This window comes from Nocardia asteroides, assembly GCF_021183625.1.
GTDB lineage: Bacteria > Actinomycetota > Actinomycetes > Mycobacteriales > Mycobacteriaceae > Nocardia > Nocardia asteroides_A.
This window is the reverse complement of record NZ_CP089214.1, coordinates 5,717,114-5,738,151: the sequence shown is the minus strand read 5'-3', so window position 1 is coordinate 5,738,151 and position 21,038 is coordinate 5,717,114. Positions and strand designations below refer to the sequence as shown.

Below are 21,038 nucleotides of genomic sequence, written 5' to 3'. Positions count from 1 at the left end.
GGCGGAGCGGACGGCGACCGGGCCCGGCGAACTAACCGCTCAGAACGGATCCGCGGCGGCCCGGCGGACGACCTCGCGCGCCAGATCACCGTGCAGGGCGTCGACCGGCTTCCCGGGCAGCGTGGGGTCGTCGGTGAAGACCCACTCCAGGATCTCCTCGTCGGTGTACTTGCTGTCCCGCATGACGGTGATCACGCCGGTGAGCATCTTGACGACGGCACCGTCGGCGTCGAAGAAGCGGGCGGGGACGCCGACGACGCCGTCCCGGCGGATCGCGAGCAACTGGTGGTCGCGCAGCATCTGGTGCACCCGGGTGACCGGGACGCCGAGCCGCTCGGCGATATCGGGCAGGTTCAACAGCTCGACGTCGGCCGAGAGGACATCCGTGCTGTAGGGAAAGGCACTCACGGGCAACTACGGTAGACGGTCGGTTCCCGCACGTCGTGATCCACCCGGCGCGGTCGCGCCGATACCATCGACACCGGCCGCACCGGCGGCCGCATCGCCCGTCGCCAGGCATGGCGAGGGGTGGACGTTCGGAATCCGGAGGAACACGTGATCGGCCAGATGCTCGAAGGGCGTTATCGCATCGATGCGCCGATCGCCCGGGGCGGGATGTCGACGGTCTTCCGCGGCGTCGACACCCGGCTGGACCGCCCGGTCGCGATCAAGGTGATGGATCCGCGCTTCGCCTCCGATCCGCAGTTCCTCGCCCGCTTCGAGTTCGAGGCGCGCTCGGTGGCCAAGCTCAAGCACCCCTCGCTGGTCGCGGTGTACGACCAGGGCGTCGACGGTGAGCACCCGTTCCTGATCATGGAGCTGGTCGAGGGCGGCACGCTGCGCGAGCTGCTCCGCGAGCGCGGCCCGATGCCGCCGCACGCGGTGCGCGCGGTGGCCGAGCCGGCGCTCGGCGCGGTCGGCGTTGCGCACCGGGCCGGGCTGGTGCACCGCGACATCAAGCCGGAGAACGTGCTCATCTCGGACGCCGGCGAGGTGAAGATCGCCGACTTCGGCCTGGTCCGCGCGGTCGCCGCGGCGACGACCACCTCGGCGAGCGTCATCCTCGGCACCGCCGCCTACCTCTCCCCCGAGCAGGTCACCAGCGGCACCGCGGACGCCCGCTCGGACGTCTACGCCTTCGGCATCCTGATCTTCGAGCTGCTCACCGGCCGGGTGCCGTTCACCGGCGACACCTCGCTCTCGGTGGCCTACCAGCGGATCGAGAACGACGTGCCGCCGCCGAGCGCCTTCATCGACGGCGTCCCCCGCGAGTTCGACGAGCTGGTCGCCCGCGCCACCGCCCGCGAGCCGAGCCACCGCTTCACCGACGCCGCCGAGATGGCCGCCGAGCTGCGCGGGATCGCGGCGTCGCTGGCGCTGCCCGCCTACCGGGTGCCGGCCCCGCGGGAATCCGCCGAGCACACCAGCTCCAGCAGGCGGGTGGCCGAGACGCCCCCACCGCCGCCGCCCCGGCAGCAGCCGCAGCACACCCGGGTGCAGACCGCGGCGCGCCCGGTCGACCACGGCACCGCCGTGCACTACGAGCCGGGCCTGCCGCAGCCGCAGCGCTACGACCCCTATGAGCAGCAGCACCCGTACGCGGCCGACCCGCACCGCCGGAAACAGACGGTGTGGCTCTGGGTTGCGCTGGTCGCGGTGCTCACCCTCGTGGTCGGCGTCGGCGGCTGGTGGTTCGGCGCCGGCCGCTACGAGGCGGTGCCCGCCATCGCAGGCATGCCGACCGAGCGCGCGGTGGCCGCGCTCACCGAGGCCGGGTTCGAGACCGAGATCAGGCAGAAGGCGTCGGATACCGTCCCGGTGGGCGGCGTGGTCGGCAGCGACCCGTCGGCGGGCTCGAAGGTGACCAAGGGCTCGACCATCGGCGTGCTGGTCTCCAGCGGCAGGCCGCGGGTGCCGGAGGCGAGCGCGGGCGCCGACATCGCCGCGGTCAACCGCGCCATCCGCGATGCCGGGCTCACCCCGGTGGACGCAGGCGAGACCGGGAGCAGCGCGCCGAAGGGCACCCTGGCCAGGGTGGAGCCCGCGCCCGGCACCGTGCTGCCGACCGGCGGCCAGGTCAAGGTCTTCAAGAGCCGCGGCTCGACGCCGGTCAAGGTGCCGGACGTGAGCGGCCGCAGCACCGAGGAGGCGGCGAGCATCCTGCAGGCGGCCGGGCTGGAGATCTCGGAGACCAGGGAGCAGTACGACCGCGGCACCGAGGGCGGCAAGGCCATCGGCACCGACCCGCAGCCGGGCACCCAGCTGCAGTCCGGCGACACGGTGGTGCTGCTGGTCTCCAACGCGGTGCGGATCCCGCTGGTGGTCGGCCAGAGCGTCGGCAACGCCCGCGCCGAGCTGCAGCAGCTCGGGCTGCAGGTGCAGGTGCGGCAGCTGACCCCGTCGGACGGGTCGGTGGTGATCGGGCAGACGCCGGGAGTCGGCGCGAACGTGGAGGCCGGCTCCACGATCGCGCTCACGGCGCTGCCGTAGCTACCGCAGCATCTCGGCGACCAGGAAGGCCAGCTCCAGCGACTGCTGGGTGTTGAGCCGCGGGTCGCAGGCGGTCTCGTAGCGCCCGGAGAGATCCAGGTCGGAGATCTCCTGGGCGCCGCCGAGGCACTCGGTGACATCCTCGCCGGTGAGCTCGATGTGCAGCCCGCCGGGGTGCGTGCCGAGCCCGCGGTGCACCTCGAAGAAGCCCTGCACCTCGTCGACGATCCGGTCGAAGTGCCTGGTCTTGAAGCCGGTGGAGGCCTCGTGGGTGTTGCCGTGCATGGGGTCGCACTGCCAGATCACCTGGTGCCCGGTGGCCTGCACCTTCTCCACGATGGGCGGCAGGATGTCGCGCACCCGGTTGTTGCCCATCCGGGAGACGATGGTGAGCCTGCCCGGCTCGTTGTTCGGGTCCAGCCGCTCGACGTACTCGACCGCGAGCTCCGGCGTCGTGCTCGGCCCGATCTTGATCCCGATCGGGTTCGCCAGCAGCTCGGCGAGCGCGATGTGCGCGCCGTCCAGCTGCCTGGTGCGCTCGCCGATCCACAGGAAGTGCGCGGAGAGGTCGTAGAGCACCGGCTCGCCCGCCGCGTTCTCCGCCAGCCGCAGCAGCGCGCGCTCGTAGTCGAGCACCAGCGCCTCGTGGCTGGCGTAGATCCTGGCCTGCTGCAGGCTCGGGTCGTTCACCCGGCAGGCGGTCATGAAGCGCAGCCCGCGGTCGATCTCCTCGGCCAGCGCCTCGTACCTGGCGCCCGCGGGCGACTGCGCGACGAAGTCGCGGTTCCAGTCGTGCACCCGGTGCAGGTCGGCCATGCCCGCGCCGGTGAGCGCGCGCACCAGGTTCATCGCGGCGCTGGCGTTGGCGTAGGCGCGGACCAGCCGGGAGGGGTCGTGCACGCGCAGCTCCGCCTCGGCGACCAGCGAGTTCACCATGTCGCCTCGGTACGACGTCAGGCCGAGCGCGTCGGTGTCCGACGAGCGCGGCTTGGCGTACTGCCCGGCGATCCTGGCCACCTTCACCACCGGCAGGCTGGCGCCGTAGGTGAGCACGACGGCCATCTGCAGCAGGGTGCGGATATTGCCGCGGATGTGCGGCTCGGTGTTGTCGGCGAAGGTCTCCGCGCAGTCGCCGCCCTGCATCAGGAAGGCCTCGCCGCGGGCCACCTCGGCGAGCCGCTCACGCAGCTCGTCCACCTCGGCGGGCAGACAGATGGGCGGCACGCTCTCCAGCACGGTGCGCATCTGTGCGGCCTGCTCCGGATCCCAGGACGGCTGCTGCAGCGCGGGTCGCGCGAGTGCCGCGTCCAGGCGGCTGCGCAGCTCGGTGGGGAGCGGCGGCAGTTCCGGCAAGCGGTCGATCGGTACGTCGACGGTCCAATTCACCAGTTCAGAATACGTACCGCGGCACCGCATAGGGTGAACGGGCGGCGCCGATCCCCGGCGCCCACCGAGCCGAGGAGCCACGCTGCGCTACTTCTACGACTGCGAGTTCATCGAGGACGGCGTCACCATCGACCTGGTCTCGATCGGCGTCGTGTGCGAGGACGGCCGCGAATACTACGCCGTCTCCACCGAATTCGACGAGAGCAGGGCCGGGCCGTGGGTGCGCAGGCACGTGCTGCCGCAGCTGCCGCCGCCGCACTCGCCGCTGCGCCGCTCCCGCGAGCGCATCCGGAACGACCTGGCGGCGTTCTTCCTGCCCCGTCCGACCGTGCAGCCGGAGCTCTGGGCCTGGGTCGCCGCCTACGACCACGTGGCGCTCTGCCAGCTCTGGGGCTCGATGGTCGAGCTGCCGACCGCGCTCCCGCGCTACACCAACGAGCTGCGCCAGCACTGGGACGCGCACGGCCGCCCCGAGCTGCCCCCGGTCCCGGCCGACGCGCACGACGCGCTCGCCGACGCCAGGCACAACCTGGCCAAGTTCGACGCCATCGAGGCGTTCCGGCGGCGCAGCCGCTGACAGGACGGGCCCCGGATCCAGGTGGGATCCGGGGCCCGTTCCGATCGGGAGCGCTGGGTCAGTGGTGCCCGTTGCTTCCGTTGTGGCCATTGCTTCCGTTGTGGCCGTTGCTTCCGTTGCGCTCGGCTTCCTCCTGCACCCGCTGCAGCACGGCGAGCTGCTTGCGCTCCTCCGTGTGCTCGTGCTCGAAGTTCTTGTGGCTCTCCTGCGCCGGGTCGGCCCGGAAGAAGGAGCCGGTGCCGGGCTGGCCGGCCGAGCCGAGCTGGTTCATCCGCTTGGGCACCACGGCGCCCTGGTACTCCAGCGGAAGCGGGTGGCCGTGCGAGTCCACCGGGCCGAGCGGCTGGTGCACCTCGATGTACTCGCCGTGCGGCAGCCGCTTGATCACGCCGGTCTCGATGCCGTGCTCGAGCACCGCCCGGTCGCTGCGCTGCAGGCCGACGCAGAACCGGTACGCCAGGAAGTAGGCGATCGGCGGTGCGACCAGCAGGCCGATCCGGCCGATCCAGGTGGTCGCGTTCAGCGAGATGTCGAACTTCAGCGCGATGATGTCGTTGACGCAGGAGAGCGTCAGCACCACGTAGAAGGTGATCGCCATCGCGCCGATCGCGGTCCGCACCGGAACGTCGCGCGGCCGCTGCAGCAGGTTGTGGTGCACCTCGGTGTCGCCGGTGAGCCTGCGCTCGATCCACGGGTAGGCGACGAGCAGGGTGAAGACCAGCCCCATGATGATCGCGACCCAGAAGGCGGCCGGGATCGTGTAGCGACCCAGGTACAGCTCCCACGGCGGCATCAGCCTGGCCATGCCGTCGGTCCACATCATGTAGAAGTCGGGCTGTGAACCGGCCGAGACCTGCGACGGGTTGTACGGGCCGAGGTTCCAGATCGGGTTGATCTGCAGCACGCCGCCCATGATCGCCACGATGCCGAGGGTGAAGGCGAAGAACGCGCCCTGGTCGGCGGCGAAGACCGGCACGATGCGGGCGCCGACCACGTTGTTCTCGGTGCGGCCGGGGCCGGGGAACTGGGTGTGCTTCTGGTACCAGACCAGCGCGACGTGCGCGGCGATCAGGGCCAGGATGATGCCGGGCAGCAGCAGCACGTGCGCGATGTAGAGCCGCGGGATGATGATGTCGCCGGGGAAGTCACCGCTGAAGATCAGCCAGTGCATCCAGGTGCCGATCACCGGGATCGAGATGGTGATGCCGGAGAAGGCGGCGCGCAGGCCGGTGCCGGAGAGCAGGTCGTCCGGGAGCGAGTAGCCGAAGAAGCCCTCGAACATCGCCAGGATCAGCAGCAGCGAGCCGATCACCCAGTTCGCCTCGCGCGGCTTGCGGAACGCGCCGGTGAAGAAGATGCGGAACAGGTGGATGATGATCGAGGCCGCGAAGAGCAGCGCCGCCCAGTGGTGCACCTGGCGCACGAACAGCCCGCCGCGCACCTCGAACGAGATGTTCAGCGCCGTTTCGTACGCCCGCGACATCCCGACGCCGCGCAGCGGCTGGTACGCGCCGTCGTAGACGACGTGCGTCATCGACGGGTCGAAGAACAGCGTGAGGTAGATGCCGGACAGCAGCAGGATGATGAAGGCGTACAGCGCGATTTCACCCAGCAGGAACGACCAGTGGGTCGGGAAGACCTTGTTCACCGACCGCTTCACGAAGGCGGCGGCGCGGTACCGCTCGTCCAGCTCGTTCAGCTGGGCGGCCGCGCGGCCGCCCGATGCTTCAGCACTCATGATCGACGCTCCCAATAGGCGGGCCCGAGCGGCTCGATGAAGTCGCGGGCGGCGACGAGGTACCCCTCGGAATTGACGGTGATCGGCAGCTGCGGCAGGGCGCGGGCGGCCGGACCGAAAATCGGTTTGCCCCATTCGGTCGCCGAGAACTGCGACTGGTGGCAGGGGCACAGGATCCGGTTGGTCTGCTGCTCGAACAGCGAGGTCGGGCAGCCGAGGTGGGTGCAGATCTTCGAGTAGGCGAAGTAGTCGCCGTAGTTGAAGCTCTCCTGGCCCTTGCGCTTGATGGCGCTCTCCGCGTCCTCGGTGCGGAGCCGGATCAGCATCACGGCATTGCGGATGCCGCGCAGCGACTGCAGCGTCTCGTGCGAGTCACCGCGCCACTTCTCCTTCCACGGGAACACCGTCTCCATGGCGCCCGCGTCCAGGTCTTCGGGCCGCACCAGCACGACGTCCTCGGGACGACCGGTGTCGCGGCGCAGGTAGATGGTCTCGCCGGTGTAGTCCGGGGTCCAGCCGGAGACCCAGAGCGGCGACTTGTCACGCTTGGCCCACGGGTTCTTGATCAGGCCGCCGACGAAGACCAGCAGCGCGCCGACGCCGAGCACGCCGACCCCGGCGCCCGCGGTGCGGGTGATCATCTTGCGGCGGCCGAGCGTCGTGGTCTCCAGCGCGTCCGACATCTGGGCGGCGAGGGTGCGCCGCTCGACCTCGTCGGACGGCCCGTCGTGGCGGGTCTGGATGGAGAGCTCGTGCGGGATGAAGCGCTTCCTGATCAGCACCACGGCGATGCCGATGACCAGCACCGAGATGCCGAAGGTGAGCCCGACCAGCGGGGTGAAGAGCGCGTACTCGGCGTGCCCCGCCTCGTTCGCGCCCTTGAACTCCCATGGCCAGAAGAGGAAGACCCCGACCAGCGCGGCCGCGGCGATGCCGGAGACGGCGAACCAGAAGCTGACCGCCCGCTCCGCGCGCTTCTCGGCCCTGGTGCCCGGCTCCGGGAACCGCTCGGCCCGGTAGGCGACGTCGACGTCGTCGCGCGCGGTGCCGATGGCGACCAGCTCGTCCCGGGAGAGCCCGTCGAGCTGCTCGGAGGTGAAGGTGCCCTTGGGGTCGAGCTTCCGCTCGGCAGTCTCGTGCCGCTCGGCGCTCTCGGACCCCTCGTCCGGCCGGACCATGTCGTTGCGCTCCTCTGCACTCATACCCGGGTTCCGATCCACATCGCGGCACCGACGACCGCCGTGACGCCGATCACCCAGAGGGCGAGCGCCTCGGTCGCGGGGCCGAAGCCGCCGAGGTCCCAGCCGCCGGGCGCCTTTTCTTCCCTGACGTTCAGCACGTACGCCACGATGTCGCGCTTCTCCTCGTCGCTCAGCTGGCGATCGGAGAACTTCGGCATGTTCTGCGGGCCGGTGAGCATGGCGGCGTAGATCTGCTGCTCGCTGGCGGGCGCCAGCGGCGGGGCGTACTTGCCCGAGGAGAGCGCGCCGCCGCGACCGGTGAAGTTGTGGCAGGAGGCGCAGTTCATCCGGAACAGCTCGGAGCCGCGGCCGATGTCGGTGCCGCGCAGCGACTCCTGGGCGATCTCGCCGTTCGCGTCGCGGATCACGGTCGGGCCGCCGCCGTTGGCCGCGACGAAGGCGCCGAGCGCGTCGGTCTGCTGCGGGTCGAACTTCGGGGGCTTCCGCTCGGCCTGGGCCTCGTTGCGGGTCATCGGCATGCGGCCGGAGGACACCTGGAAGTAGACGGCGGCCTCGCCGACGCCGATCAGGCTGGGGCCGCGGTCCTCGACGCCCTGCAGGTTGGCGCCGTGGCAGGTGATGCAGGAGGTGTCGTACAGCTGATTGCCCTCGCGGATGAGCGCGGAGGTGTCCTCGTTCGCCGTCGCCACCTGGGGCTCCGGGGTGAGGGCGGTCGCGAGGAACCCGGCTCCGACCAGTCCAACCAGGAGCGCGAGGCCGCCCGCGATCCGCCTGCGCAGCCTGCGCTGCCTGCGGATCGTGCCGGCCTCGCCCTTTCCGGGGCCGGCGGGCTTCGGCGCTGACGGGGGAGATGAACTCATCTGTGTCCCTTTGGAGTAGACGGAACCGACGTTACGTTTCGCCACGCCCGCGTCAGCGGACGAAGTAGATCGTCGCGAACAGGGCGATCCACACGATGTCGACGAAGTGCCAGTAGTAGGAGACGACGATGGCCGCGGTGGCCTGCGCGGGCGTGAACTTGCTCATCTTCGTGCGGGCCAGCAGGAAGACGAACGCGATCAGCCCGCCGATCACGTGCAGGCCGTGGAAGCCGGTCGTGATGTAGAAGACCGAGCCGTACACGCTGCTCGAGATCGAGGTCCCCTCGTGCACCAGGTGGTAGTACTCGTAGCCCTGCCCGGCGACGAAGAACGCGCCCATGGCCAGGGTGACGGCATACCAGCGCCGCAGCCCGAACACATCACCCCGCTCGGCGGCGAAGACGCCCATCTGGCAGGTGAAGGAGGATGCGACCAGGACCGCGGTGACCGGAACGGCGAGACCCAGGTTCAGCTCGGTGGGCTCCGGGGGCCAGTTCCCGTTCGCCTGCGCGCGCGCGACGAAATACATCGCGAACAGGCCGGCAAAGAACATCAGCTCGCTGGACAGCCAGATGATGGTACCGACGCTCACCATGTTGGGCCGGTTCAGCGAATGCACACGCTGGGTTATGGCCGATCCTTGGGTCCCTACTGCGGTCGTCACGGGGTAAGTATGACTCGCCGTAGTACGACAGAGGTAGCCGGGTGCGAAAGTCGCTCCCGCCGTGTCGGGAAGAACACGTCGAGAAGGAGGCAGGAGATGGCGGAGGGGCCCTGGTGGCGGCGGCTGTTCGGCTCGGCGCGGGCGGTGCCGCTCGATCCGGCGCGCCCGGATCTGGTCGTGGTGGCGGCGAGTTTCGACGATGCCGAGGCGGCGTCGACGGCGCTGGAACGGGCCGATCGGTTCGTTCCGGGCGACGAGGTCGTGCTCCGGCACCACCTCCGGGTACCGGCCGAGCACGTCGAGCGGGTCTGCGAGCTGGCCGGGCAGGACGGGTACGCGCGGGCCGAGTCCGGCGACCCCGGGCTGCTGCTCCTCCAGCGCGTCCAGGTGCTGGACGCGCTGCACTGCTCCCAGGAGCGCTCCCGCATGGCCGGGCTCGCCCAGCGCCACGACGGCGTCGCCGCGGGCTGGGAGGCGCTGCAGCCGGGCTGAGCCGCGCGGAACCGGCGCCGGGCGGAATCCGGCGGCGCGGGCGCGGCGAACCGCACTACTCTGCAACCCGACATCGAACGGAAGAACGGGTGGAGATGAGCGTGCGCAGCTGGCCCCAGGTGCTCGGCGTACTCGCCGACGGCGGCGACCTGACGGCGGACGACACCACCTGGGTGATCGACGAGATCTTCTCGGACAACGCCACCTCGGCCCAGATCGCCGCCTTCGGCGTCGCCATGAAGATCAAGGGCCCCACCCCCGCCGAGCTGGGCGGCATGGCCGCGGGGATGCTCGGCCACGCCACGCTGGTCCGGGTGGAGGGCGACGCGGTCGACATCGTCGGCACCGGCGGCGACCGCTCCGGCTCGGTGAACATCTCCACCATGTCCTCGGTCGTGGTCGCGGCGGCCGGCGTCCCGGTGGTCAAGCACGGCAACCGGGCCGCCACCTCCAAGGCGGGCGGCGCCGACGTGCTGGAGGCGCTCGGCGTGCGGCTCGCGCTCGGCGCGGAGGCGGTGGCGCGCTGCGTGCGCGAGGTCGGGGTCGGCTTCTGCTTCGCGCCGCTCTTCCACGCCGGGCTGCGCTTCGCCGGCCCCGCGCGCAAGGAGATCGGCATCCCGACCGTCTTCAACGTGCTCGGCCCGCTCACCAATCCGGCGCAGCCGCGCGCGGGGCTGGTCGGCTGCGCCTTCCCCGAGCTGCTCCCGGTGATCGCCGGGGTCTTCGCCGAGCGCGGGGCGAGCGCGCTGGTGGTGCGCGGCAACGACGGGCTGGACGAGATCACCACCTCGGACATCACCGCGGCCTGGGTGGTCTCCGGCGGGGTACGGCGCGCGGCCGTGATCGACCCGGCGCGGGTCGGCATCGCGCTGGTGCCCCTCGACGCGCTGCGCGGCGGCGACGCCGTGCTGAACGCCGCCGTCGCGCGGGACGTCTTCGCCGGGGCGGAGGGCCCGGTCCGGGACGCCGTGCTGCTGAACTCGGCGGCCGCCATCGTCGCCTACGACCTGGCGGTCGGCGCGGAGACCGCGGGCCAGCTCGCCGCCGCGCTGGCCGCGGACGATCCGGCGCTCGGCGACGCGCTGCACGCCGCGCTCGGCGCCGGTATCGAGCGCGCCGCCGCCGCGGTGGACGGCGGGAAGGCGGCCGAGCTGCTCGACCGCTGGGTCGCGCTCACCGCGGTGCTGGCGGGCTGACCGCCGGGTTCACTCGCCGAGCGAGAACCCCGCCTCCACGTCCGCGCTGGAGTACGACTTGAAGGCGATGTGCGTGGTGGTGCGCAGCACGCCGGGCACCTTGTCGATCCCGGCGGTGACGACCTCGGCCACCTGCTCGTGGTCGCGCACCCGCACGATGGCGATCAGGTCGACGTCGCCCGCGCAGGAGTACACCTCGGTGACGCCCGCGGTGTCCGCGACCGCCTGCGCGGTCTCCGGGATGCGGGCGTTGTCGGCGTGGATCAGCACGATCGCGGTAATCATGGTGCCAGCGTAGGCGGTCAGCCCGCCCGTTCCCGGTACTCCCGTTCCTGGTCCGGCGGGCGGGCCGCCGCCCGCGCCTTCTCCGCCCACGCCAGGTGCCCGGCGGCTCCTGCCAGCGGCTCGGCGTAGCCGATCTCGGTGCGCACGATGCGCACCCCCGGCCGGGCCAGCCAGCGCACTACCAGCGCCACCTCCTCCGGCGAGGCCCCGCGCAGCGGCGCGACGGCGTCCTCGTCCGGCTCGATCGCACCGCGCGGCACGGTGCCGCGGTCCCCGGGCACATCGATCGCGGCGCCGTCGCCCTCGGCGGCGGTGGTGGCAGCGGCCGTGGCGATGTCAGCGGCCGTGGCGATGGCGGGGGCCGTGGCGATGGCGGCGGCACTCGGCGACGATCGGCGGGGCGGCGGCGCGCTTCCGCCCGGCCGCGCCGGTGCGGGCGGGACGACGGTCTCGGCGCCCGCGACGATGCTCTCCACGACCGGCATCGGCGGGGTGCCGCGCGGGGCGCACCCGGCGCCCGCCAGCCGCCCGTAGCGGATCACCGCGAACTCCCAGCCGCCCGCCCCGTCCGGCCCGGCGGCGATCAGCTCGGGGAGCCGGGCCAGCGCGGCCAGCCGCTGGGTGCGCGCCAGCGCCCGCACCACCTGCGCGGCCCGATCACGCAGCCGCGCCGCGGCCTCGTAGTGCTCGCGCTCGGAGCGGCGCTCGATCTCGGCGAGCATGGCGCGCAGCGGCGCGTCGTCGCGCCCGGCGAAGAGCGCGCGCACGGCGTCCGGCCGCTCGGCGTACCCGGCCGCGTCCAGCCCATCGGCGGTGGCGGCCGGGCACCCGCCGACGACGGCGGCCGGGCAGCTGTGCCGCGCCCCCTTCGGCAACCGCCCCGCACAGGTGCGGATCCCGCAGAACTCGGCGAGGCTCGCGGCGACGTCAACCGCGTCCGCCCTGGAGCGGAACGGCCCGAGCGCCACCCGATCCGGCTCGCGCACCACGGTGAAGCGCGGGAACGGCTCCGCGCTGAGCGCGATCCACCACCCCCGCTTCGGAAACTTGGAGCGCCGGTTGTACGGCGGCGCGTGCGCGACCAGCAGCCGCAGCTCGCGCACCCCCGCCTCCAGCCCGTGCGCGCACACCACGTGGTCGACCCGGGTGGCGAGCGCGACCATCTCCTTCATCCGCCCGCGCGTCTCCGAGCCGGTGAAGTAGCCGCGCACCCGGCGGCGCAGGTTCACCGCGGTGCCGACGTAGAGGACCTCGTCGCCCGGCCCGCGGAACAGGTACACGCCGGGCGCGGTCGGCAGCCCGGAGGCCAGCCCGCGCTTCGCGCGCTGCCCGGCGGAGACGTCGGGGAGGTAGTCGAGCAGCTCGGTGAGGCTGCGCACCCCCAGGTTGCCGACCCGGCCGATGAGCGCGTGCAGCACGTCGACGGTGGCGCGGGCGTCGTCGAGCGCCCGGTGCGTCGGCTGCACGCTCGCGCCGAGCACCCTGGCCAGCACGCCGAGCCGGACCGACGGCGCCTCGTCCCTGGCGAGCACCCGGCGCGCCAGCTTCACCGTGCAGACCACCTGCGGATTCGGCCACGGCGTCGCGCTGCGCTCGGCGGCGGCCTTGAGGAACGCGGTGTCGAAGCGGGCATTGTGCGCGACCAGCACCGCACCGGCGGCGAACTCGAGGAAACCGGGCAGCACCGCCTCGATCCGGGGCGCCGCGCAGACCATGACGTCGGTGATGCCGGTGACGCGCACGATCGCGGGCGGGATGGCGCGCCCCGGATCGATCAGCGTGGCGAACTCGCCGAGGACCACGCCGCCGCGCACCTTGACCGCGCCGATCTCGGTGATGGCGTCCGCCGCGGGGCTGCCCCCGGTGGTCTCCAGGTCGACGACGACGAAGGTGGTGTCGTAGAGCGGGGTGTCGAGCTCGTCGAACGCCAGTTGCGCGGACATGGCGGGCAGCGTAAACGGAGCCACCGACACGGGCGACATGCGTGTAATTACCCGTGCGGACCGTCCGAGATACGACGATGTGATCGGAGTCTCGGATATTCCTATCGGCTATCACCTTCGAATCAGATCCATACCGGACGTACGGTCTGCAAGACTCGCTTTCGAACCACGCATGCGAGCCGCGGCGGAGCAATAACGGTTCTCTCGACCTAAACCGCTCTCAAGTGCGCAGACATCCTTCAGCACCCCGCTGATCCGAAATCTGACACGCCCGGACCAGACCCCTCGGTCGATGTGGCGTTTCCCGGAGTTACCATTTCGTGATTGCTGTGAGATCGAACTCAGATATGCATGGCCCTCTCTCCGAAATGTCCGGATGTCGCAGACCCCGGGCTTTACAACCCCCCGTGATCTGTTCGTAACCTTCTCGAGACCTCACGGAGCCGTGAGGCAGAGAGGAAGACCGCATCATGGCGAAGACCGCCAAGCGCGCCCTGGCCGCAGGAGCCGTCGGAGCAGCCATCACCGGCGCGTTTCTCCTTCCCGCCGCACCCGCCTCGGCCCAGCCGATCACCATCCCCGGCGTCGGCACCTTCGACGTCCCGGACGCCGTCCAGATCCCGCAGGGGCTGCCCGGCATCGAGCTCCCCGGCGCCCCGCCGTTCGTCGCACCGCAGAAGACCGCGGGCGAGCTGGCGCTGGACGCCGCGCTCTCCAAGGTCGGCTCGCCGTACGTGTACGGCGCCGCCGGGCCGAACGCCTTCGACTGCTCCGGCCTGGTCAAGTGGTCCTACGCCGAGGCAGGCGTCGAGCTGCCGCGCACCAGCGGCGCCCAGCTGTCGGCGGGCACCGCCGTCTCGATGGACGAGCTGCAGCCCGGCGACATGATCTCGTTCTACGGCGGCGGCCACTCCGGCCTCTACGCGGGCGACGGCAACGTCGTGCACGCCTCCACCTCCGGCCAGCCGGTGAAGGTCGCCCCGATCTCCTCCATGCCGGTGAGCGGCGCGCGGCGCTTCTGAGCGACCACCCCGGTTCCCGGCGCCGCGCCACGCGACCGCGCGGCGCCGGGAACGCGGGGACCCGCACCCGGGTGGACACGGTCCGGGACCGTTCCGTAACCTGATCGAGACCTTCGCGGGTTCCCATCTCACCGACCGAACGGGGCGCGACAGATCGTGGCAGCACACCGAAGCCGGACTCGTGCCGTTGCGAGCGCGTTCGCGGCCGCGCTGGTCGCGGTCACGCTCTACAGCAGCGGCCCGGCAGGCGCCGACCCGGTCGCGCTGCCCGCCACCCCCGGTGACGCCGTGCAGCAGATGATCGACCTCTCCCGGCAGTCCGAGCAGCTCAACCAGCAGGCGCTCGATGCCGAGTCCGATCTCGACGCCAAGCTCGGCGCGCAGCACGACGCCGACGTCAAGCACGGGGCCGCGCAGGCCCAGCTGGACGCCGCCCGCGCCGAGGTGCGCCGGTACCAGCCGATGATCGACCGCACCGCCATCGCCGCCTACCAGGGCGCGCGCACCAACCGGCTGTTCGCGGTGCTGGTCAGCGACTCCCCGCAGCAGCTGCTCGACCAGATGTCCACGCTGGACGTGATGTCCGCGCAGACCCAGGAGCAGCTGGACAAGTTCCGGCACGTCACCGACATCGCCTCGGCCGCCGAGAGCGAGGCCCGTTCGGCCGCCGACTCCGCCCGCGCCGCCGCCGACAAGGCCGATGCCGTCCGCGCCGACCTGCGGCACAAGCAGGACGACCTGAGCGGCGCCGTCTCCCGGGTGATCGAGGCGTGGGGCAGGCTCTCCGCGACCGACCGGGCCGGGCTCGCCGGTTCACCCTTCCCGCCCGGTTTCGACCGCGACACCCTGCTGCAGGGGCTGGTCCCCGGCAGCGGCACCAGCGCGCTGGCCGCCGGGCTCACCCGGGTCGGTGACCCGTACGTCTGGGGCGCCACCGGCCCGAGCCAGTTCGACTGCTCCGGCCTGGTGCAGTGGGCCTTCAAGCAGGTCGGCAAGAACGTGCCGCGGACCAGCTCCGCGCAGGCGAGCTACGGCACCCCGGTGAAGAAGGAAGACCTGCAACCCGGCGACGTCGTCTTCTTCTACCCGGAGATCTCGCACGTCGGGATCTACGCCGGCAACGGGCTCATGCTGCACGCCTCCACCTTCGGCGTCCCGGTCGCGGTCGCGCCGATGAGCAGCACCCCGTACCACTCCGCCCGGCGCTACTGACCCCGGTGCGGCGCCCGGCGCTGGTCGCGGCGGCCATCGTGCTGCTGCTCGGCGCCGGGGTCGCGCTGTTCACCCTGCGGTCGGGGCCGGGTGAACCGGGCGAGCCGGGGCTCTCCGCCGCCGCGGCGGCTCATCCCCGGCTCCCCGAGGTCCGCCGGACCATGGCGGCGTACGGCCCGCTCACCGCCGAGACAGCGCGGACGGCGGGCGGCGAATCGCTGGTGGTCGGCCACCCGGACCGCGCCGCCGACGTCGCGGCGCTCGCCGCCGAACTCCCCGCCGCGGTCGACGCCGTCACCGCCGTGTGGGGCCCCGGGTGGCCGCGCACCGCGCTGCTCGCCGTCGCGGACAGCCCCGCCGAGTTCGCCGGGCTGATCCGGGCCACCGGCCCGGTCTCGCCGGAGCTCGCCGCCGCCAGCGTCGCCGACCCCTTCCGGCCGGGCAGCACCCCGACCGGCCAGCGCGTCGTCTTCTCCCCCGACGCGGGCCGCAGGCTCGGCCCGGACGGCCTCGGCACGCTGCTGCGGCACGAACTCACCCACGTCGCGGCGCGCGCCGCCACCTCCGACGCCGCCCCGCAGTGGGTGCTGGAGGGCTTCGCCGACTACACCGCGCACCGCGCGCGCCCCGCCGCCTTCACCGCCACCGCCCCCACCCTCACCGCCGCGCTGCGCGCAGGCGCGGGCCCGGCGGACCTGCCCGCCGACGCCGACTTCCGCGGCCCGGACGCCGTGCAGGCGTACGAGCGGGCCTGGTCGGTGCAGGCCTACCTCGCCGACGCCTTCGGCGAGCAGGCCGTGCCCCGGCTGTACCGGCGGCTGGCCGCGGGCCCGCTGGACGCGGCGGGCGAGGACGCCGCGCTGCGCGCCGAACTCGGCGTCGGCCGGGCCGAGCTGGTGGCGGGCTGGCTGGGCTGGATCGCCGAGCGGAGCGGCGCCGCCGCGGCCCGGTAGGTTTGTCCGCATGGCTCGAACCCTGCTGGTCACCAATGATTTCCCGCCTCGGCCGGGCGGCATCCAGTCCTACCTGCAGGCGCTCGCCGAACAGCTCCCCCCGGACGACCTCGTCGTCTATGCCCCGCGCTGGCGCAGCGACAGCCACGAGCGGTTCGACGCCGCGCAGAAGTACCGCGTGGTGCGGCACCCGACCACGCTCATGCTGCCCACCCCCGCCGTGCTGCGCCGGGCCGGCGGGCTGCTGCGCGAACACGGCTGCGACACCGTCTGGTTCGGCGCCGCCGCCCCGCTCGCGCTGCTCGCGCCGCTGCTCCGGCGCGCGGGCGCGGAGCGCATCCTGGCCAGCACGCACGGCCACGAGGTCGGCTGGTCCATGCTGCCCGCCGCGCGGCAGTCGCTGCGGGTGATCGGCGACCACACCGACGTCGTCACCTACGTCAGCAAGTACACCCGCGGCCGGTTCGCCGCCGCCTTCGGCCCGGACGCCGCACTGGAGTACCTGCCGCCCGGCGTCGACCCGGAGGTCTTCCAGCCCGATCCGGCGGCCCGCGCCGAGCTGCGTGCCAGGTACGGCCTCGGCGACCGCCCCACCATCCTGTGCCTCTCCCGGCTGGTCCCGCGCAAGGGGCAGGACGCGCTGATCGCGGCGCTGCGCCCGGTGCGCGCGCAGATCGACGGCGCGGTGCTGGTGATCGCGGGCAGCGGCCCGGACGAGCAGCGGCTGCGCAGGCTCGCCGCGAGTTCGGGGGTGGCCGACCACGTGGTCTTCACCGGGCGGGTGCCATCCGGCGAGCTGGCCGCGCACCACACCATCGGTGACGTCTTCGCCATGCCGTGCCGCACCCGCGGCGCCGGGCTGGACGTCGAGGGGCTCGGCATCGTCTTCCTGGAGGCGTCGGCGAGCGGCGTCCCGGTGGTGGCGGGCCGCTCCGGCGGCGCCCCGGAGACGGTGCGCGAGGGCGAGACCGGGTACGTGGTCGACGGCCGCTCGGTGCCGCACCTGGCCCGGGCCCTCGTCGACGTGCTCGGCGACCGGGACCGCGCGGCCGCCATGGGCGCCGCCGGGCGCGCGTGGGTGCAGCGGGACTGGCGCTGGGACAGCCACGGCGCCCGGCTGCGGCAGCTGCTGCGCTGATCGGGAGCGCACCGCCCGGCGGAAGCGGGCGCGGCGCCGCTCGGCCGCACCCCGGTCGGCTGCGTCACATCGGTCCACTACAGTCACCGGGGTGAGCAGCATCGTGGTCGCCGACCAGACCTTCGTCGCCGCGCCGGGGGCGGCCGTCGCGGAGGTGCTCGGCGCGCCGAACCACTGGCGCCGCTGGTGGCCGGAGCTCGAGCTCGAGGTCCGCGAGGACCGCGGTGACAAGGGCATGCGCTGGATCGTGCGCGGTGCGGTGACCGGTTCCATGGAGGTGTGGCTGGAGCCATCGCTGGACGGGGTGATCCTGCACTACTTCCTGCACGCCGACCCCGCGGGCGAGCCGCCCGCCCCGCGCCGCCTGGCCGCGCTGGCCAGGGAGCGCCGGATCGCGGGCAAGGAGATGTCGTTCGAGATCAAGTCCCGGCTGGAGGCGGACCGCCCGGCCGGCGTCACGCCAGGGCCGGACCTGCTCGTCTCGTGAGCCGGCTGCCGACCACCGCACCCGTCGAAAGGAACCGCCGCCAGCCATGGCCGACCGGACCCAGAGATCGATCGTCGTCGAGGCCCCCGCGGAGCAGGTGATGGCCGTCATCGCCGATCTCGGCCGGTACCCGGAGTGGGTCGCGGCGGCGAAATCCGTCGATGTGCTCGAGGTCGGCACCGACGGCCGCGCCGGCACCGCCCGCTTCGTGCTGGACGCGGGCGTCGTCAAGGACACCTACGTGCTGCGCTACGACTGGCGCGCCGACGGCCGCGCGGTGAGCTGGACGCTGCTCGAGGGCGAGCTGCAGAAGGCGCAGGACGGCAGCTACGAGCTCACCGACCAGCCCGGCGGCGGCACCAGGGTGGTCTACGAGCTCACCGTCGACCTGAACATCCCGATGATCGGCATGTTCAAACGCAAGGCCGAGAAGGTCATCACCGACACCGCGCTGAAGGAACTGAAGAAGCGGGTCGAAGGCTGACCGGTCAGCGGACCCGCCTGGAGCTGTTCGTCGGCAAGGGCGGCGTCGGCAAGACGACGCTGGCCGCGGCCACCGCGGCGGCCTGCGCGCGGGCCGGGCAGCGGGTGCTGATCGCCTCGCTGGACCAGGCGCACTCGCTCGGCGACGCCTTCGGCTTCCGGTTCCCGCACGACGCGGGCACGATCGCCGGGATCGCGACCGTCGCACCGAATCTGGAGGTCGTCGAGCTGGATTCGCTGGCGCTGCTGGAGGATCGCTTCGCCGACGTGGTCCGGCTGCTCGCCGCCGACGCCAGGCACCGGCACGACGGCATCGACCCGGCGGCGCTGGATCCGGCCGAGCTCACCGGGCTGCCCGGGGTGCAGGAGCTGCTCGTCCTGGTGGAGGTGGCGCAGTACGTGGCCGAGGAGCGGTACGACCTGGTCGTCCTCGACTGCCCGCCCACCGCCGACATGCTGCGCATCGTCACTGCCCCGGACACCCTGCTCGGCTACCTGAGCCGGATCTGGCCCGAGCACGACCGCGCGCTCAGCAGGGGCGGCACCGACCTGCGGCGCGCGGTGCTCGCGGGCACCGTCGACCGGATCGTCGCCGCCGTCACCGAGGTTCGCGACCTGCTCGCCGACCCGGCCCGCACCGGCGCGCGGCTGGTGACGCTGGCCGAGCGGCTCTCCGCCGCGGAGTCGGCGCGGGTCCGCTCCGCGGCCGCGCTGCTCGGGCTGCGCCTGGACGCGGTGCTGGTCAACAAGGTCCTCCCCCCGGTGCCGCCGGTGCCCGACCTCGCCGCCGCGCACCCGGCGGTGCGCTGGTACCTGGGGCTGCGCGCCGAACAGCTCGCCGTCCTCGACGAACTGCGCGCCGCGATGCCCGAGGTTCCGGTGCTGGTCACCGAGCACCGCGGTGCCGAACCGGTCGGCGCCGACGCGCTGGCCGCGCTCTCGGTTCCGCTGCCTCCGCCTCCTATGCTTGACGGAAATCCCGCCGAGGGAAGCGGGCCGGTGGTTCGCTGGGAATCGGGTACCGGCCTGGAGTCGGTGTACACGCTGCGGATGCGGCTTCCGGTCGTCGATCCGGCGACGCTGCGCCTTGGACGAGTGGAGGACGAGTTGATCGTGGGAGCGGACGGGGTCCGGCGGCGGGTACCGCTGGCGCCGGTATTGCGGCGATGCACGGTCGACGGCGCCGAGCTCGGCGACGGCGCGCTGGTGGTGCGCTTCCGCCCGGACCCGCAGGAGTGGCCGCGATGACCGAACGGCAGCCCGAGGACGAGCTCGCCGAATTCGCCGCCGAGCTCAAGCTGCTCGCCGAGGCGGTGCTGGAGCGGGTGGAGCCGGTGCTGCGGCGCAGCGCCGCCACCGGCCGCACCGACTGGGAGAGCTGCAGCTGGTGCCCGGTCTGCGCGGCCGCCGCGCTGATCCGCGGCGAGCGGCACGACGTGCTCGCCGCCATCGCCGACCACGGCACCGCCATCGTCACGGTGCTGCGCGAGGCGCTCGCGGGGGTCCCGGTCGATCCGGTCCGGTTCGCCCCGGAGACCGGTGAGCCGCACAGGCATGCGCCCACGCACCCGGAAGACGCTGCCGCACAGGGGGATCCGGGGTCGTCCGGTGCGGCACAGCCGGCCGCCGACGCGGGCGGGCGCGGCGCTGCCCGTTCCGGAGCGGACGAATCCAGCCCGGCCGCTCCCGGCGCGGGCGGGCCGGGCACCGGCGCGGCCGAGCGGACCCGTGCCGAAGGCGCCGACAAGCGCCGGTTCCGGCGCGACGGCAGCGGCTACGTCGACATCCCCGTCACCGTCCGGCGATGACCGGCGGGATCCCGGGCGGCGCCCCCCTCACCGTCGGCATCGATGTCGGCGGCACCAATATCCGCGCCTCCGTCGTCGACGCAGACGGCGAGGTGCTCGACACCGTCACCGCCCCGACCCCGCACTCCGCGAAGGCGCTCGACGCCGCGCTCGCCCGCACCGTGCGCGAACTGCGCCAGCGCCACGACATCGCCGCCGTCGGGCTCGCCGTCGCCGGCTTCGTCGACGCCGACCGCGCCCGCGTGCGCTTCGCCCCGCACCTGCCGTGGAAGGACGCCCCGGTCGCGCGCACCCTCACCGCGAAGCTCGACCTCCCGGTAGTGCTCGAGCACGACGCCAACGCCGCCGCCTGGGCCGAGTACCGCTTCGGCGCGGCGGCGGGCGGGCACAACGCGGTGCTGATCGCGATCGGCACCGGCATCGGCGCCGCGCTGCTGGTCGACGGCGAGCTGTACCGCGGAACGCACGGCATCGCACCGGAGCTCGGCCACCTGCAGGTGGTGCCGGACGGGCGCCCCTGCCCGTGCGGCAAACGCGGCTGCTGGGAGCGGTACTGCAGCGGAACGGCGCTCGTCGATACCGCCATCGAGATGCTCGCCACCGACCCGGTCACCTCGACCGTGCTGGCGCGCGATGTCATCCGCGACCCGGGTTCGCTCACCGGTCGCCGGGTGGCCGACGCGGCCCAGGACGGTGACCCGCTCGCGGTCCTGGTACTGGCCGACTTCGCCCGCTGGCTCGGGCTCGGCCTCGCCTTCGTGAGCGATATCTTCGACCCCGACCTGGTGGTGATCGCGGGTGGCGTCAGCACCTCGTCCAGGCTCTTCCTGGACGAGGCCAGGGAGCACTACGCCCGCTCGGTCACCGGGGCCGGGCACCGCCCGCTCGCCCGCATCCGCACCACCCAGCTCGGCGAGGCGGCCGGCATGATCGGCGCCGCCGAACTTGCCCGCGCCGCACTCGTCACGGCCAGGGGGTGACGGCGATGTTGCTGTGTGGTGAAACGCACCGTTCGGATTGGATGTGACGTAAACCCGGCGGTAGAGTCGACAACAGAGTCGTCGTGTCGGTCCCGCTCGTCATCGCCCGGTCCGGGGGAAGG

Annotated in this window: 21 protein-coding genes; 13 read left to right on the top strand and 8 right to left on the bottom strand. The window is 72.9% G+C overall.

The genetic code is table 11. The features are described from left to right. Positions 1 to 39 precede the first annotated feature (39 nt). Positions 40 to 408: an Rv2175c family DNA-binding protein gene (locus LTT61_RS26460; RefSeq protein ID WP_233016730.1), complete on the bottom strand. Its 369-nt coding sequence runs from the start codon at positions 406 to 408 to the stop codon at positions 40 to 42. 159 nt (positions 409 to 567) lie between these two features. Here LTT61_RS26460 and pknB point away from each other — a divergent pair, with 159 nt between their 5' ends. After that, positions 568 to 2,490, top strand: coding sequence for a Stk1 family PASTA domain-containing Ser/Thr kinase (gene pknB, locus LTT61_RS26455; protein WP_233021204.1), 1,923 nt, complete (start codon positions 568 to 570; stop codon positions 2,488 to 2,490). Here pknB and LTT61_RS26450 read toward each other — a convergent pair whose 3' ends face one another. Next, entirely contained in the window at positions 2,491 to 3,876 is a 1,386-nt protein-coding gene (locus LTT61_RS26450; protein WP_233016729.1) for a class II 3-deoxy-7-phosphoheptulonate synthase, read from the bottom strand. 82 nt (positions 3,877 to 3,958) lie between these two features. Here LTT61_RS26450 and LTT61_RS26445 point away from each other — a divergent pair, with 82 nt between their 5' ends. Then, positions 3,959 to 4,453: a polyadenylate-specific 3'-exoribonuclease AS gene (locus tag LTT61_RS26445; RefSeq protein WP_233021203.1), complete on the top strand. Its 495-nt coding sequence runs from the start codon at positions 3,959 to 3,961 to the stop codon at positions 4,451 to 4,453. Positions 4,454 to 4,511: 58 nt separating this feature from the next. Here LTT61_RS26445 and LTT61_RS26440 read toward each other — a convergent pair whose 3' ends face one another. From LTT61_RS26440 to LTT61_RS26425, 4 genes are read right to left on the bottom strand one after another with little or no spacing between them, the layout of a single operon-like run. Beyond that, positions 4,512 to 6,191 carry a cytochrome b gene (locus tag LTT61_RS26440; RefSeq protein ID WP_233016728.1) on the bottom strand — a complete coding sequence of 560 codons (1,680 nt, stop codon included), beginning with the start codon at positions 6,189 to 6,191 and terminating at the stop codon, positions 4,512 to 4,514. Continuing rightward, on the bottom strand, positions 6,188 to 7,393 hold the full coding sequence (locus LTT61_RS26435) for a ubiquinol-cytochrome c reductase iron-sulfur subunit (RefSeq protein WP_233016727.1): 1,206 nt from the start codon (positions 7,391 to 7,393) through the stop codon (positions 6,188 to 6,190). The genes LTT61_RS26440 and LTT61_RS26435 overlap by 4 nt, the downstream gene beginning before the upstream one ends. After that, on the bottom strand, positions 7,390 to 8,253 hold the full coding sequence (locus tag LTT61_RS26430; protein ID WP_233016726.1) for a c-type cytochrome: 864 nt from the start codon (positions 8,251 to 8,253) through the stop codon (positions 7,390 to 7,392). The genes LTT61_RS26435 and LTT61_RS26430 overlap by 4 nt, the downstream gene beginning before the upstream one ends. A gap of 52 nt (positions 8,254 to 8,305) precedes the next feature. Then, entirely contained in the window at positions 8,306 to 8,917 is a 612-nt protein-coding gene (locus LTT61_RS26425) for a cytochrome c oxidase subunit 3 (protein WP_233016725.1), read from the bottom strand. Between the two features lie 96 nt (positions 8,918 to 9,013). Here LTT61_RS26425 and LTT61_RS26420 point away from each other — a divergent pair, with 96 nt between their 5' ends. Both LTT61_RS26420 and trpD read left to right on the top strand, forming a co-directional pair. Continuing rightward, positions 9,014 to 9,409: a hypothetical protein gene (locus LTT61_RS26420; RefSeq protein ID WP_233016724.1), complete on the top strand. Its 396-nt coding sequence runs from the start codon at positions 9,014 to 9,016 to the stop codon at positions 9,407 to 9,409. 95 nt (positions 9,410 to 9,504) lie between these two features. Then, positions 9,505 to 10,605, top strand: coding sequence for an anthranilate phosphoribosyltransferase (gene trpD / locus LTT61_RS26415; RefSeq protein ID WP_233016723.1), 1,101 nt, complete (start codon positions 9,505 to 9,507; stop codon positions 10,603 to 10,605). A gap of 9 nt (positions 10,606 to 10,614) precedes the next feature. Here trpD and LTT61_RS26410 read toward each other — a convergent pair whose 3' ends face one another. Together LTT61_RS26410 and LTT61_RS26405 are read right to left on the bottom strand one after the other, a co-directional pair. Beyond that, positions 10,615 to 10,890 (bottom strand): Lrp/AsnC family transcriptional regulator, encoded by a 276-nt coding sequence (locus LTT61_RS26410; protein WP_067655137.1) that lies wholly within the window; start codon positions 10,888 to 10,890, stop codon positions 10,615 to 10,617. A 17-nt stretch (positions 10,891 to 10,907) separates the two neighbouring features. Beyond that, on the bottom strand, positions 10,908 to 12,833 hold the full coding sequence (locus LTT61_RS26405) for a DEDD exonuclease domain-containing protein (RefSeq protein ID WP_233016722.1): 1,926 nt from the start codon (positions 12,831 to 12,833) through the stop codon (positions 10,908 to 10,910). 470 nt (positions 12,834 to 13,303) lie between these two features. Between LTT61_RS26405 and LTT61_RS26400 the strand changes: the two genes are divergently transcribed. From LTT61_RS26400 to LTT61_RS26360, 9 genes are all read left to right on the top strand, one after another. Beyond that, positions 13,304 to 13,855, top strand: a complete 552-nt coding sequence (locus tag LTT61_RS26400) for a C40 family peptidase (protein ID WP_233016721.1) — start codon at positions 13,304 to 13,306, stop codon at positions 13,853 to 13,855. Between the two features lie 156 nt (positions 13,856 to 14,011). Continuing rightward, positions 14,012 to 15,067: an NlpC/P60 family protein gene (locus tag LTT61_RS26395; RefSeq protein ID WP_233016720.1), complete on the top strand. Its 1,056-nt coding sequence runs from the start codon at positions 14,012 to 14,014 to the stop codon at positions 15,065 to 15,067. A gap of 5 nt (positions 15,068 to 15,072) precedes the next feature. Further along, positions 15,073 to 16,020: a hypothetical protein gene (locus tag LTT61_RS26390; RefSeq protein ID WP_233016719.1), complete on the top strand. Its 948-nt coding sequence runs from the start codon at positions 15,073 to 15,075 to the stop codon at positions 16,018 to 16,020. 10 nt (positions 16,021 to 16,030) lie between these two features. Beyond that, positions 16,031 to 17,158, top strand: coding sequence for a glycosyltransferase family 4 protein (locus LTT61_RS26385; protein ID WP_233016718.1), 1,128 nt, complete (start codon positions 16,031 to 16,033; stop codon positions 17,156 to 17,158). 91 nt (positions 17,159 to 17,249) lie between these two features. Continuing rightward, positions 17,250 to 17,645 carry a polyketide cyclase / dehydrase and lipid transport gene (locus LTT61_RS26380; protein ID WP_233016717.1) on the top strand — a complete coding sequence of 132 codons (396 nt, stop codon included), beginning with the start codon at positions 17,250 to 17,252 and terminating at the stop codon, positions 17,643 to 17,645. 46 nt (positions 17,646 to 17,691) lie between these two features. Continuing rightward, a complete protein-coding gene (locus tag LTT61_RS26375; protein ID WP_233016716.1) occupies positions 17,692 to 18,129 on the top strand; it encodes an SRPBCC family protein in 438 nt (145 codons plus the stop codon). 23 nt (positions 18,130 to 18,152) lie between these two features. Continuing rightward, positions 18,153 to 19,376: an ArsA family ATPase gene (locus tag LTT61_RS26370; RefSeq protein ID WP_420094830.1), complete on the top strand. Its 1,224-nt coding sequence runs from the start codon at positions 18,153 to 18,155 to the stop codon at positions 19,374 to 19,376. Continuing rightward, positions 19,373 to 19,936 carry a hypothetical protein gene (locus LTT61_RS26365; protein ID WP_233016715.1) on the top strand — a complete coding sequence of 188 codons (564 nt, stop codon included), beginning with the start codon at positions 19,373 to 19,375 and terminating at the stop codon, positions 19,934 to 19,936. The genes LTT61_RS26370 and LTT61_RS26365 overlap by 4 nt, the downstream gene beginning before the upstream one ends. Further along, the gene (locus LTT61_RS26360; RefSeq protein WP_233016714.1) at positions 19,933 to 20,916 is read left to right on the top strand and encodes an ROK family glucokinase; all 984 of its coding nucleotides are present in this window, start codon (positions 19,933 to 19,935) and stop codon (positions 20,914 to 20,916) included. The genes LTT61_RS26365 and LTT61_RS26360 overlap by 4 nt, the downstream gene beginning before the upstream one ends. Positions 20,917 to 21,038: the final 122 nt, after the last annotated feature.

Coding starts and splice junctions, on each gene's coding strand:
- LTT61_RS26365 (WP_233016715.1), top strand. CDS start 19,373: ATGACCGAACGGCAGCCCGAGGACGAGCTCGCCGAATTCGCCGCCGAG.
- trpD (WP_233016723.1), top strand. CDS start 9,505: ATGAGCGTGCGCAGCTGGCCCCAGGTGCTCGGCGTACTCGCCGACGGC.
- pknB (WP_233021204.1), top strand. CDS start 568: ATGCTCGAAGGGCGTTATCGCATCGATGCGCCGATCGCCCGGGGCGGG.
- LTT61_RS26410 (WP_067655137.1), bottom strand. CDS start 10,890: ATGATTACCGCGATCGTGCTGATCCACGCCGACAACGCCCGCATCCCG.
- LTT61_RS26420 (WP_233016724.1), top strand. CDS start 9,014: ATGGCGGAGGGGCCCTGGTGGCGGCGGCTGTTCGGCTCGGCGCGGGCG.
- LTT61_RS26440 (WP_233016728.1), bottom strand. CDS start 6,191: ATGAGTGCTGAAGCATCGGGCGGCCGCGCGGCCGCCCAGCTGAACGAG.
- LTT61_RS26385 (WP_233016718.1), top strand. CDS start 16,031: ATGGCTCGAACCCTGCTGGTCACCAATGATTTCCCGCCTCGGCCGGGC.
- LTT61_RS26405 (WP_233016722.1), bottom strand. CDS start 12,833: ATGTCCGCGCAACTGGCGTTCGACGAGCTCGACACCCCGCTCTACGAC.
- LTT61_RS26435 (WP_233016727.1), bottom strand. CDS start 7,393: ATGAGTGCAGAGGAGCGCAACGACATGGTCCGGCCGGACGAGGGGTCC.
- LTT61_RS26375 (WP_233016716.1), top strand. CDS start 17,692: ATGGCCGACCGGACCCAGAGATCGATCGTCGTCGAGGCCCCCGCGGAG.
- LTT61_RS26360 (WP_233016714.1), top strand. CDS start 19,933: ATGACCGGCGGGATCCCGGGCGGCGCCCCCCTCACCGTCGGCATCGAT.
- LTT61_RS26400 (WP_233016721.1), top strand. CDS start 13,304: ATGGCGAAGACCGCCAAGCGCGCCCTGGCCGCAGGAGCCGTCGGAGCA.
- LTT61_RS26430 (WP_233016726.1), bottom strand. CDS start 8,253: ATGAGTTCATCTCCCCCGTCAGCGCCGAAGCCCGCCGGCCCCGGAAAG.